Annotated in this window: 12 protein-coding genes; 4 read left to right on the forward strand and 8 right to left on the reverse strand. The window is 70.6% G+C overall.

Annotated elements, in window-relative coordinates; all coding sequences use genetic code 11:
- Positions 1-22 precede the first annotated feature (22 nt).
- Positions 23-520 carry a winged helix-turn-helix transcriptional regulator gene (locus K8940_RS04575; RefSeq protein ID WP_223393344.1) on the forward strand — a complete coding sequence of 166 codons (498 nt, stop codon included), beginning with the start codon at positions 23-25 and terminating at the stop codon, positions 518-520.
- Between the two features lie 64 nt (positions 521-584).
- Positions 585-1,964, forward strand: a complete 1,380-nt coding sequence (locus K8940_RS04580; protein WP_223393345.1) for a M20/M25/M40 family metallo-hydrolase — start codon at positions 585-587, stop codon at positions 1,962-1,964.
- On the opposite strand, the gene K8940_RS04585 is transcribed toward K8940_RS04580, so the two are convergent.
- Both K8940_RS04585 and K8940_RS04590 read right to left on the reverse strand, forming a co-directional pair.
- Positions 1,961-2,230, reverse strand: coding sequence for a GNAT family N-acetyltransferase (locus K8940_RS04585; RefSeq protein ID WP_223393346.1), 270 nt, complete (start codon positions 2,228-2,230; stop codon positions 1,961-1,963). The genes K8940_RS04580 and K8940_RS04585 overlap by 4 nt on opposite strands.
- A gap of 47 nt (positions 2,231-2,277) precedes the next feature.
- Positions 2,278-3,465, reverse strand: a complete 1,188-nt coding sequence (locus tag K8940_RS04590) for an acetyl-CoA C-acyltransferase (RefSeq protein WP_223393347.1) — start codon at positions 3,463-3,465, stop codon at positions 2,278-2,280.
- 236 nt (positions 3,466-3,701) lie between these two features.
- On the opposite strand from K8940_RS04590, the gene K8940_RS04595 reads away from it, so the two are divergent.
- Positions 3,702-4,202, forward strand: a complete 501-nt coding sequence (locus tag K8940_RS04595; protein WP_223393348.1) for a winged helix-turn-helix transcriptional regulator — start codon at positions 3,702-3,704, stop codon at positions 4,200-4,202.
- 110 nt (positions 4,203-4,312) lie between these two features.
- Here the strand turns inward: K8940_RS04595 and K8940_RS04600 are convergent, their stop codons facing one another.
- The 6 genes from K8940_RS04600 to flgK all read right to left on the reverse strand — a co-directional run bounded on the left by K8940_RS04600 (position 4,313) and on the right by flgK (position 9,997).
- Positions 4,313-4,939 carry a hypothetical protein gene (locus tag K8940_RS04600; RefSeq protein ID WP_223393349.1) on the reverse strand — a complete coding sequence of 209 codons (627 nt, stop codon included), beginning with the start codon at positions 4,937-4,939 and terminating at the stop codon, positions 4,313-4,315.
- 73 nt (positions 4,940-5,012) lie between these two features.
- Positions 5,013-5,168, reverse strand: coding sequence for a hypothetical protein (locus K8940_RS04605; protein WP_223393350.1), 156 nt, complete (start codon positions 5,166-5,168; stop codon positions 5,013-5,015).
- Positions 5,165-5,614, reverse strand: a complete 450-nt coding sequence (locus K8940_RS04610; RefSeq protein ID WP_223393351.1) for a DUF4126 domain-containing protein — start codon at positions 5,612-5,614, stop codon at positions 5,165-5,167. Before K8940_RS04610 ends, K8940_RS04605 begins: the two co-directional genes overlap by 4 nt.
- A gap of 64 nt (positions 5,615-5,678) precedes the next feature.
- Entirely contained in the window at positions 5,679-6,893 is a 1,215-nt protein-coding gene (mnmA, locus tag K8940_RS04615) for a tRNA 2-thiouridine(34) synthase MnmA (RefSeq protein ID WP_223393352.1), read from the reverse strand.
- A gap of 65 nt (positions 6,894-6,958) precedes the next feature.
- The gene (locus tag K8940_RS04620; RefSeq protein WP_223393353.1) at positions 6,959-7,882 is read right to left on the reverse strand and encodes a flagellin; all 924 of its coding nucleotides are present in this window, start codon (positions 7,880-7,882) and stop codon (positions 6,959-6,961) included.
- Between the two features lie 3 nt (positions 7,883-7,885).
- Positions 7,886-9,997 carry a flagellar hook-associated protein FlgK gene (flgK, locus tag K8940_RS04625; RefSeq protein ID WP_223393354.1) on the reverse strand — a complete coding sequence of 704 codons (2,112 nt, stop codon included), beginning with the start codon at positions 9,995-9,997 and terminating at the stop codon, positions 7,886-7,888.
- 427 nt (positions 9,998-10,424) lie between these two features.
- Here flgK and K8940_RS23935 point away from each other — a divergent pair, with 427 nt between their 5' ends.
- A complete protein-coding gene (locus K8940_RS23935; RefSeq protein WP_411675581.1) occupies positions 10,425-12,257 on the forward strand; it encodes a flagellar hook-length control protein FliK in 1,833 nt (610 codons plus the stop codon).
- Positions 12,258-12,263: the final 6 nt, after the last annotated feature.

Consider the following 12,263-nt stretch of genomic DNA (forward strand, 5'->3'; position numbering starts at 1 on the left):
GTGAGTGGCCAAATCTTTCGTCATGAGCAAATCTGAACGTCCCCCCACGCAATGTCCGGTCGGCCGCACGCTGGAGCGGGTCGGCGATGGCTGGACCTTCCTGATCCTGCGCGACGCCAGCCACGGCCTCTCCCGCTTCGACCAGTTCGAGAAGAGCCTGGGCGTGGCGCCCAACATCCTGACCAAGCGCCTGGCGGCCCTGGTCGAGAACGGCCTCTTGGAAAAGCGCCGCTACCAGGAGCGGCCGCCGCGCTTCGAGTACGTGCTGACGGACCTGGGCCGCGACTTCGGCGGAGTGCTGACGGCCATGCTGGCGTTCGGCAACCGCCACTTCGCTCCCGAGGGCGCGGCCGGCCAACTGGTCGATCGCCAGACGGGCCAGGTCGCCGAGCCGATCCTGGTCGACCGGGTCAGCGGCAAGCCGATCACCGCCGAGGCCTTTACCTACGCCCCCGGCCCGGCGGCGGGGCCCGAGGTGCTGGACCGGGTGGCGTTCATCGCGGCCAGGGCAGGGCGCTGAGCGGAAGGGGATTGCCCGGAAGGCCGGTCATCGGCAACGTCCGCTCTCTCGTTCTGGAGCCCGCATGCGCCTGCCTCTCGTCCTCGCCGCCGCCGCCCTGCTGACCGCAAGCGTCGCTCACGCCGAAACGCCCGCCCCTTCGGCCGACCAACCGCTGCTGCGGACCATCGCCGCCGACGTCGATCCCAAGGCGCTGGAGAGCACGATCCGCTCGCTGGTCGGCTTCGGCACCCGCCACACCCTGTCGGACACCCAGTCAAACACGCGCGGCATCGGCGCGGCCCGCCGCTGGGCCAAGGCCCGGTTCGAGGCGATCTCCAAGGACTGCGGCGGCTGCCTGACGGTCGAAACCCCGGCCCAGACCTTCACCGGCAAGCGCGCGCCCAACGGCGTCGAGGTGGTGGACGTGCTGGGGGTCCAGAAGGGGACGACCGATCCTGGCCGGGTGATCATCATCGCCGGCCACCTGGACAGCCGGGTGTCGGACGTCATGGACTTCACCAGCGACGCGCCGGGGGCCAATGACGACGCCTCGGGCGTGGCGGCGGTGCTGGAGGCGGCGCGGGTGCTCAGCAAGCACAAATACGCCGCCACCCTGGTGTTCGCGGTGCTGTCGGGCGAAGAGCAGGGGCTGTACGGCGGCAAGGTGCTGGCCGACTACGCCAAGGCCCAGGGCTGGAAGGTCGAGGCCGACCTCAACAACGATATCGTCGGCAACAGCCGGGGCCAGAGCGGGGTGATGGACAACACCCACGTGCGGGTGTTCTCGGAAGGCACCAAGGCGGTCGAGACGCCCGAGCAGGCCAACGGCCGCCGCTACAATGGCGGCGAGGTCGACAGCCCCTCGCGCAACCTGGCCCGCTACCTGGACGGCTTGGCCGACCGCTACCTGACCAATTTCGACGTGGTCATGGTCTATCGCACCGACCGCTACGGCCGGGGCGGGGACCAGGTGCCGCTGCTGGAGGCGGGCTATCCGGCCGTGCGGGTGACCGAGGCGGTCGAGAACTACGACCGCCAGCACCAGACCCTGCGCACCGAGAACGGCAAGGTCTATGGCGACAAGATCGAGGGCGTCGACTTCGCCTATCTGGCCCAGGTGACGCGGCTGAACACCGTGGCCATGGCCAGCCTGGCCTCGGCGCCGGCCCCGCCGTCGGGCGTCAAGATCGAGGGCGCGGTCAGCCCCGACACCAAGGTCTCGTGGACGGCGACGCCGGGCGCGGCCGGCCACAAGGTCTGGTGGCGCGGCACCACCGACCCGACCTGGCGCTTCAGCCGCTGGGTCCCGGCGGGAACGGGGACGACCCTGAAGGACGTGGTGATCGACGACTTCTTCTTCGGCGTCTCGGCGGTGACCGCCGACGGCTGGGAGAGCCCGGTGGTGTTCCCGGGCGCGGCGGGCAGCTTCGAGAGCGTGGTCCCGACACCCAAGCAGCCCTAAGCGATCAGGTCCGGGTCGTTCCGCTTCAGCCAGGCCGCCGCGTAGGAGCAAAGCGGGGTGATCCGCATGCCTTCGGCGCGGGCGGTCTCGGCGACCTTGCCCATCAGCCGTCCGGCCGCGCCCGTGCCGCGTAGCGGCATGTCGGCCTCGACGTGCGGGATGACCAGCCGGTGGCCGGAGCGCTGGTAATCGGCCCAGGCGAGATGCCCGTCCTCCTCCAGCTCGTAGCGGCTGAGTTCGGGGTTGTGGCGGAAGGTGTCGGTCATGACGAGTGAACGCGTCTCGCGGGCAATCTGATCCTCACCAGATAGGCTCAGACCAGCTCCACCGCCATGGCCGTGGCCTCGCCGCCGCCGATGCACAAGCTGGCCAGGCCCTTCTTGCCGCCGCGCGCCTGGAGGGCCGAGATCAGGGTGCAGAGGATCCGCGCGCCCGAGGCGCCGATCGGGTGGCCCAGGGCGCAGGCGCCGCCGTTGACGTTCAGCTTGTCCGGGTCGATGCCCAGTTCCTGCTGGGCGATCATGGCCACCACGGCGAAGGCCTCGTTGACCTCGAAGAGGTCGACGTCCGAGACCTCCCAGCCCGCCTTCTTCAGCGCCTTGCGCATGGCCGGCACCGGAGCGGTGGTGAACAGGCCCGGCTCGTGGGCGTGGGCGGCGTGACTGACCACGCGGGCGACGATCGGCAGGCCCAGGGCCTTGGCCACGCTCTCGCGCGTCATGACCAGGGCGGCGGCGCCGTCGCTGATCGAGCTGCTGTTGGCCGCCGTGATGCCACCGTCGCGGGCGAAGGCCGGGCGCAGGGTCGGGATCTTGGCCGGATCGGCCTTCAGCGGCTGCTCGTCGGTGTCGACGACCTCGGTCCCCTTGCGGCTGACGACGGTCACCGGGGTGATCTCGGCCTTGAAGGCCCCGCTCTCGATGGCCGCCTTGGCCTTGGCCAGGCCCCGTGTCGCGTAGTCGTCCATGGCCTCGCGGCTGAACTGGTACTGGGCGGCGGTGTCCTCGGCGAAGGCCCCCATCAGCTTGCCGGGGGTGTAGGCGTCCTCGAGGCCGTCCAGGTACATCGAGTCCCACATCTGGTCGTGGCCGATGCGAGCCCCGGCGCGGTGCTTGGACAGCAGGTAGGGGGCGCCGGTCATGCTCTCCATGCCGCCGGCCACCACGACGTCAACCGAGCCAGCGGCGAGGGAATCGTAAGCCAAAATGGCGGCCTGCATGCCGCTGCCGCACATCTTGTTGACGGTGGTCGCCTCGACCGAGAGCGGCAGGCCCGCGCCCAGCGCCGCCTGCCGGGCCGGCGCCTGGCCCAGGCCCGCCGGCAGCACGCAGCCCATGATGATCTGCTCGACCTTGTCGCCCGCCACGCCGGCCCGTTCGATGGCCGCCTTGACCGCGCTGGCGCCCAGATCGGTGGCCTTCACCCCACCCAGCGCGCCTTGGAAACCGCCCATCGGCGTGCGGGCGTAGGAGACGATGACGACGGGATCTGCGGCGGACATGAACTGGGCTCCCTGCATGGATTTTGAGGCGAGATAGGCCCTCATCACCTCGCCATGCGCAAGCGGCTTGCGATTTCGTGATGGGAAAGGGGCGAGCGGCGCCGACGGGGGATCGCCAGGCCGCTCGCCAGTTCGCAATAACCGAGAGAGTCAATTGCGATAAAAAACCTACTCCGGTTCATATTCAAACGCAACGCTCTCTTGCTTTCCCTCGCGGAACGCCGCACCCTGCCAAAATGGGCCGCACAGCTGACTATACGAACGAACAGTGCTCGGTCGCCGCCACCCTCGAAGTCGTGGGCGATCCGTGGACCTTGCTGATCCTCCGCGACGCCTTCGCCGGGGTGAAGCGCTTCGAGCAATGGCAGGAGCGGCTGGGCGTGGCCCGCAACGTCCTGGCCGCGCGCCTCAAGACCCTGGTCAGCCACGGGGTCATGGAAACCCGGCTCTATTCCGAGCGGCCGCCGCGCAACGAATACTGGCTGACCCAGAAGGGCCTGGCCCTGTCGCCGGTGCTGCTGACCATGGCCGAGTGGGGCGACCGCCACGTCTATGGCCGCGACAACTCGCCGGTGCTGTTCCACCACAAGACCTGCGGCTGCGCCTTCCATCCCGTCTTGGCCTGCGAGGCCTGCGGCGAGGTCGTCCAGCGCCGCGACCTGGAGCGCGCCCCCCGGAAGGCCCAGAGCCTGACCGTCGGCGAGGCCCTCGAGGCCGTGAAAATCGCGGCCGAGTGAGCTATCGCTTGGAGAAGCCCGGGTCCTGAGCATCCCCCATTACCGCTCATCCCCGCTTTCGCGGGGATGAGCGGATTTGGATAGCTTGAAAGCTGAGCGTTGACCAAACCCTAGCGCGCGACCTTGCCGTAGGCGCTGATGGCGGCGGCCATTTCCGGCGTGGCGTCCACGGGCGCGGCCGGCGCGGCGTCCGGCGCGGCGCCGCCGGCGAGGTGGGCCTGGGCCTCGGCCGAGAGGGTGACGCTGTCGCGCGGTTCGGCCGGCGTGGGCTGGACGCTTTCCAGATCGGCCTGCAGCCGGCCGCGGTACTCGGAGACCGAGGCCGGGCCCTTGCTGTCGCTGACGCCGACCTGCAGGGAGGCGATGATCGTCTGGTCGGTTTCGGAGAGGCTGTCGAAGGCGTCGAGCGCCTGGCGTTGCGGCGCGGGCGGCGCGGCGTCGGCTCCGGCCCAGGCCGCGCGCGTGAAGGTGTTGAGCGCCGACTGGATGGTCTTGGCGAACGGCGACTCGGTTAGCGCCTGGGTCAGGTTGGACCGCTCGGCGAAGCTGGCGCCGTTCCAGCGGTTGGCCAGGGCGTGATAGGCGCTCAGTTGCTGGTCCACCCCGACCGAGCCGGTGGTGTCGTTGAGCGCCGCCGTCGCCGCGGCGACGCCGCCGGAAGAGGCGAGGGAAGACCGGGCCGCATCAATCGTCGAGGTCTGCGATATCTGCATCTTGCCGGCAGTTTGGCGAGTCATGGTGAAGGCCGCGTGAATACCGACGTTTTTGCACGGAAAACGTGGCCTTTACGCTGCGGCGGAATGGCGCGGCCTAGTCCGCCACGCCGCCGCGCAGCGGATCCTCGCCGGTCAGGTCCTTGATGTGCTGACGCTGGCGGCGGACGCCTTCGGCCGTGACCTTGGGCTCTGGCGGCTTGGGCGGCTTGGGCGGCCCGGGCGGCGCGGGCTGAGGCTTTTTCTCGCTCACCGCAGGGCTCGCGTGACCAGCTGGGCCGCGCCGACAGTCAGGGCGTCCTCCACCAGGCCCGACGGCGTCTGGCCGTAGCGTTTCAGCGCCTTCATGCGGAAATGGAAGGTGACATAGGCGGCCGCCACCGCCGCGCTGGCCGCGAGGGCGCCGCCCAGCAGCATCCGCTTGCGGGGCGCGAGCGCCGCGCCGGTCAGGCCGGCCGTGACGACCCGTGCGGCGATGCCGAGCGGCACGATGCGGTCGGGGGCGGACTTGAGCTTGTCGCCCCACAGCTCGCCGGCCGCCAGGGCTTTGGTCCCGGCGGCGACCAGCGGGTGGCCCAGCAGGCGGGCCGAAGGATTGTCGGCCTCGAGATGGCCGCCATGCGCAGCTTCGCTGACGGCGGCCAGCGGCGTCATGGAGCGGGAGCCGGCCGAAAGGCCGATGAGCAGGGATCGGAGCATGCGGGTCTTCCGTCTGGGGTTCCTGTCGAGAACCCCGGAGGCTCGTGTTCGATCCGCCAAACCCTCAGGCGAGGTCCATCGTCCGCGTCGTGCCGGCGATGAAGCCGCCGCCCAGCACGCGCTCGGGATCGGCCGGATCATAGAGCACGCAGGCCTGGCCGGGGGCCACGCCTTCCTCGGCGCCGTCGAACATGACCGCGATCTGGCCGTCCTGCAGCGCCAGGCGGCCGGGGACCGGCTCGCGGGTCGAGCGGACGCGGGCCAGCACGCGCTGGCCGTCCTCGGCGGCGGCCTCCAGGCTGTCCTGGCCGCCCAGCCAATTGGCTTCCTTCAGCGTCAGGGACGCCGTCAGCAGGGCCTCGCGCGGGCCGACCACCACATGGCGCTTGTCGGCGTCGATGCGGACCACGAACAGCGGGTCGCCGACGGCGATGTTCAGGCCCCGGCGCTGGCCGATGGTGTAGCGGGTCACGCCCTCGTGGCGGCCCAGGACGCGGCCGTCCAGGTGCACGACGTCGCCCGCTTCCGCGCCCTGAGGCCGGATGCGGTCGATGACCGTCGTGTACTTGCCCTCGGGCACGAAACAGATGTCCTGGCTGTCGGGCTTGTCGGCGATGGAAAGGCCCAGGCCCGCGGCGACGGCGCGCACGGTCGGCTTGTCCATGCCGCCCAGCGGGAAGCGCAGGAAGTCCAGCTGGTCGCGCGTGGTGGCGAATAGGAAGTAGCTCTGGTCCTTGGCCGGGTCGGCGGCGCGGCGCAACTGCGGGCGATTGGCCCCGCCCACGAAGCCGCGCTGGACGTAGTGGCCGGTGGCCATGGCCTCGGCGCCCAGGTCGCGAGCCACGTCCAGCAGGTCGCGGAACTTGACCGTCTGGTTGCAGCGCACGCACGGGATCGGCGTCTCGCCGCGCAGATAGGCGTCGGCGAACTCCTCGATGACCTGCTCGCGGAAGCGGCTCTCGTAGTCCAGCACGTAGTGCGGGATGCCGATGCGCTCGGCGGCCATGCGGGCGTCCAGGATGTCCTGGCCGGCGCAGCAGGCGCCCTTGCGCGAGATCGCCGCGCCGTGGTCGTAGAGCTGCAGGGTCACGCCGACCACGTCGTAGCCCGCGCGGGCCAGCAGAGCGGCGGTGACGGTGGAATCCACGCCGCCGGACATGGCCGCGACGATCCGCGTCCCCTCCGGCAGGCCGACGGCCGCGCGCGCCTGCTCGACCGCGCGCGCGATCAGCGCTTCAGGGTCTTGGGTCGCGGCGGGGATCAGGACGTCGGCGTTCATCCGCCGCCATATAGCGGTTGGGGACCGTTTTTGCGAGGTCGCGGCGGGGCGGCTTGTCGCCGCCCCTACTTCAGGACGTTCAGCAGCGACGACTGCTGCAGGCTGCTGAACACCTGGGCCGAGGCCTGGACGGCCAGTTGGGCGGCCTGCAGGCGGGTGGCCGCGTCGGCCATGTCGACGTCGGTGATGCCGCCGACCATGGACGTCAGGGTGTCGGCCTGGTTGGAGAGGTCCTTCTGGGCGCTCTCGAAGCGCTTCTGGGTGACGCCGTTCTTGCCCTGGGCGTCGATCACGCCCTTGTAGGCGTTGTCGAAGGTGGGCAGCAGGCCCTTCAGGAACGTGACCTGGGTGTCGGTCAGGTTGCCGGTGAACGGCCCGTTGGCGTCGACATAGGCCTGGACCTGCTTGAAGGCGTCGAACACGTCGACGCCCACGGCGTCGCCCAGGATGCCGGTCTTGGCGCTGGTCTGCTCGTCGACCCGGTTGGTCATGACGTACTGGTCGTTCTGGAACAGGTCCGTGGTCGCCGCCGCCGCGGTCAGGTCGGGCATGGTCGTCGCGGTGGTGGTGGCCGTGTCGGTCTTGGCCCCGGAGAAGACATAGAGGCCGTTCGACTTGGTGTTCAGCCCCTGGACCACCTCGCCGAAGCTGGCGGTCAGCTGCTGCATCAGGGTGGAGGCGCTGCCGGCCGCCAGCGAGTTGGCGATGGCCTCGCGGGCGCTCTGGGTGGCCGCGCCGACGCGGCCCAGGCCCGTGTCCTGCATCTCCAGCCGGTTGCCGACCATCTTGGCCTGATCGATCAGGCCGTTGATGCGCGTCTGCGTGCCGCGCATGGCGGTCAGCATCTCGGCGTTCTTGGCGTAGCCCTTCAGGTCGGAGGCGACCTTCTGACTGGACACCTGGGCGCCCACGTCATTCTGGCGCACCTGCGCCTTCATGAGGTTGGACGTCATGACGTTATAGTTCTGGACGGTTGAGACGCGGGTCATGGCTTACCCCAGGATTCCGGTGAGCACGTCGAACATGTCCTTGGTCGCCTGGATCAGGCGGGCCGAGGCGTTGAAGGCTTGCTGGTAGGTGGTCAGGTTGATCAGCTCTTCGTCGAGGTTCACGCCCTCTTCGGACTGGCGCTGGCTGTCGACTTCGCTGGACACCGCGTCGGCGGCGTCCTTGCGGCTGGCGGCCGTCGCGGACTTGCGGGCGATGGAGCCGCTGAAGTCCGAGGCGTAGCGGCTGACGGTCATGGTCACGGCCGAGGCGTCGCCGGCGGCCGAGAAGGCGGTGGTGGTCTCGCCGGCCTTGGCCAGGGCCAGGGCCCCGCGGCCGTCGCCGATGGCCAGGGCCGCCGCGCCGCCGACTACCTGGGTCAGGTCCAGCTGAGCGAAGGGCAGCAGCTTGGGGTTGCCGTCCATGGCCGTGTTGACGAAGAACTTCTCGCCCCGGGTGCTGCGCTCGGCCGGGCCGATGCCGAAGAGCTGGCTGGCCGAGGGGCCGCCGACGCCGCGCTCGGTCGTGTCGGCCTGGATCGACATGGTCACCGGCGTGGTGCTGTTCGAGGCGAAGCTGATCTGGCCCTTGCTGTTCAGCGAGAACTGGCCGTAGAGGCCTGTGCCGGTGGCGCGCGAGTTCAGGGCGTCCAGCATGTCCTGCATGGTGCCGCCGACCGGCGGGGCGACGGTGATGTCGCGGATGCGGCCGCCCTCGACGTCGGTCAGGCGGATGGTCATGGCGCCCGAGGTGAAGCCGTTCGGGTCGGCGGCCGTCAGGCCCGTCTCGTAGGGCGAGTAGCCGTTCGTGCGGATGATGTCGTTCAGGCCGAAATAGTGGCTGAAGCCCTTGCCGGCCTTGCTCGCCGGCGTGGTCGCGTCGTCGGCGATGGCCACGCCCAGGCCGCCGTTGCCGGTGATGCTGAGCGCGCCGCCCGAGAAGCCCGCCGCGCCCGCGCCGCCCATGGCGGTGTTCAGCTGGGTCATGAAGTTGGCGGGGGTGAAGGCCGGGCCGGCGGCGCCGTTGACGGTCATCGTGCCGGCGTCGAAGTCGATGTCGATCCGGCGCTGGATGACGCCGCTGCCGTCGGTGAAGGCGATCGTGGTCTTGCCGGTGAAGCCGGTGATCGCCGCCTGGGCGTCCAGGCCGGTGTCGCGCCCGTTCATGGTGGTCGGGGCGGGGACGGACGAGGCGGCGTTGGACGCGCGGTTGATCTCCTCGGCGGCGCGCGAGGTGAACTCGCCCAGCTGGTCGGACAGGCTGACCAGCTCGATGTTGCGCACGTCCATCAGGCCCTTGATCTCGCCGCTGGAGATGTTCAGCGGGGTGGGCTGGACCGAGCCGTTGGCCAGCTGCACCGTCAGATAGCCCGTGGCCGTCGGCGAGGTCTGGTAGGTCAGCTGGGCGGCGCCGTCGCCGGCCAGCGGCAGGCCCTCGGTCGAACGCACATAGACGCCGCCCAGGGTGCGGGGCGTGATCTGGACGTTCATCAGCTTGCTGAGCTCGTCGATCAGGCCGCTCTGGACGTTCTCGGCGCCGGTGGCGTCGGCCCCGGCCACCTTGGCGCGGGTGATGTCGGTGTTCAGGCCGTTGATCTGGCTCAGCAGGTCGTTGACGCGGTCGACGTCGCCCGAGATGCGGGCGTCGGCGTCCTTGCCCAGCTTGGACAGCGACGAGGTGATCCGGCTGGATTCGCTGAGGAAGTCGTCCACTCGCGTGAGCGCCTGGGTGCGCAGCAGGGAGGACGACGGATCGTCCTGGGCCGCCGAGAAGGCCGAGTAGATGTCGTCCAGGGTCGAGAAGAAGCTGTTGTCGCCGCTGGGGTCGCCGAACAGCTGCTGGGCGTTGTTCAGGGTGTCGGAGATGGCCGACGCGCGGCCGTTGTCCGAGGCGGCGTTCAGGCTGGCCGACTGCAGGAAGCGGTCGGTCGCGCGCTTGATGGCGTCGATGCTGACGCCCACGCCCATGCCGTTGGACAGCAGGTTCGACTGGCTGACCGTCTTGCGGACGTAGCCGTTGGTGTTGACGTTGGCGATGTTGTCCGACGTGACGCGCAGACCCGTCTGCGCGGCCATCATGCCGGACGTCGCCGTGCTCATGATCGCGTTAAGCGACATAGGCGTAGTCCCCCTTCAGCTGGGCAATCCGCGCAACGCACGGCGCACCCTTGCCCGGCGAAACTTGCCGGGTCCGGGTGGGGATCAAGATCCAGATATATGCCAAGCCATTGAAAATCATGGCGAAATGTTCCGGTGGTCGGAAATTCGACAAGTGACCATGCGCAAGGACGGCGCCAACTTGCCCCCTGACCCGATTGCGACGCGCCGACGCGGCAACTCCCGTCCTTGTTGACCCTCGTCACCCGGCAAAAAGCGCCGCACGGGAAGCGATTTTTCTTCGTAAATGAGAAATTAAAATCAACAAATACAGTGTCTTGCGGGTTGTTTTCCGAGTTGGCCCAACCGTTGCTCAGAGGAAGGCCGATCAAGGCGTGTTCGTCATGGACCGCCGCCTCAACCGAGCCCAAGCGAGCAACGACTGCGAATGACCGCGATCGCCGCACCTACCGCCGCTCTCCCCGCCGCGCCGGCCCCGTCCGCGAGCGCCAAGTCGTCGAACGACGGCTTCGACGCCCTGCTGGCCATCGCGGGCCAGGACGACGAGGCGCCCGCGCCCCGCGCCTCGCGCTCGGAAAGCAAGAGCGAGCCCCGCGAGGACCGCTCCCGTGAAGACCGCGACGTGAAGACGGCCGACAAGCCGGCTCGCGACACGTCCAAGGCCGACGCCAAGGCCGCTGATCGCGCCGACGCCGCCCAGGACGCCCGGGCCGATCGCGCCGACGCCGCCGGCAAGGCCGCCGACCGGGCCGCCGACCGCGCCTCGGACAAGGCCGACGCCACCCAGGACGCCAAGACCGACAAGGCTGACGCCGCCGGCGACAAGGCCGACGCCGCCGCCGACAAGGCTTCGGACGCCGCCCAGGTCGATACGACCGACGCCGCCGCCCAAGCCGCCGCGGCCCAGGCGGCCGCCACCCTGATCGCGGCCATGACCACGCCCGTGCAAGCGCCGGTCCAGGTCGAGCCGACCGCCGACGCCCAGCCGGCCGTCGAGGCCGCGGGCGCCGACCAGGCCGCCGACTTCACCGCCGCCGTCGCGGCCGCCCAGACCGCGCCGGTCGCCGCCCAGGCGGCGCCGGTGGCTCAGGAAGCCCAGGCGACGACGGCCCAGCCGACCGCCGCCCAGGCTCAGCCGACGGCGACGACCGCCCAGGCCGCCGCGCCGCAAGGCCAGGCCGTGGACGCCGCCGCCCTGGAAGCCCTGGCCCAGCTCGCGACCGAGGAGCCGACCCCGGTCTCCGCCGAGGATCTGGCCGCGCCGAAAACCGCCGAGACCAAGCCCGCCGCCGACGCCGCCAAGACGGCCGAGGCGCCGAAGGCCGCCACGGCCCAGCCGGCCGCGCCGGCCCCGGTCGCCGCGCCTGTCGTCGCCCCGGTCCAGGCCGAGGTCGTCGCCGAGGCCGCGCCGGTCGCCGACGTGGCGACGGCCGAAGCCGCCGTGGAAACCGTCGAGGCCGCCGCGCCGGACGTCGCGTCGACCACCACCAAGACCGCCGAGGCCCCCAAGGCCGCGCCGGCGCCGCTGGCCGCCCAGGCCAAGGCCGCCGACGCCGTGGCCGTCGAGACCGCCCAGGCCGTCACGGCCGTCGCCGCCGGGTCCGCCGGCGCCGGGGGCGAGACGACGACCGACGGCAAGGGTTCGGACAACAACAACACCGCGACGGTCGCCGCGATCGACGCGCCCGCCGCGACCGCCGCCGTGGCGGACACCAACGCCCTGGCCGCGCCGGCCCCGGCCGTCCAGGCCCAGGCCGCCAGCGCCTCGGCCCCGGCCGCCGCGCCGGCCCCGGTGCGCGGCTCGCCCGAGACGGTGGCGGCCCTGTCGGCCGAGATCATCAAGAAGGCCGACGCCAAGACCACCCGCTTCGACGTCGCCCTGACGCCGGAAGGCCTGGGCAAGGTCGACGTGCGCATCGAGATCGGCCGCGACGGCGCCCTGACCGCCTCGATGAAGTTCGACACGGTCCACGCCGCCCAGGAGCTGCGCAACAAGGCCGGCGAGCTGCGCCAGGCCCTGGCCGACGCCGGCTTCAACGTCGCCGACAACGCCCTGAGCTTCGACGTCTCCAGCCAGAACGGCGGCCAGAGCCAGAACCCCTTCTTCGCCTTCCAGGACTTCGGCGACCGGGGCCAGCGCGCCTTCACCGGCCGCGCGTTCCAGGCCGCCCTGACCGGCGAGGAAGACATCGTCATCACCCCCGAACTGCTGCCCGGCCTGAAGACGGCCGCCGACAGCGGTCTGGACATCCGGATCTAAGGAAGA

It is taken from the genome of Caulobacter segnis (assembly GCF_019931575.1).
In the GTDB taxonomy this organism is placed as follows: Bacteria; Pseudomonadota; Alphaproteobacteria; order Caulobacterales; family Caulobacteraceae; genus Caulobacter; species Caulobacter segnis_C.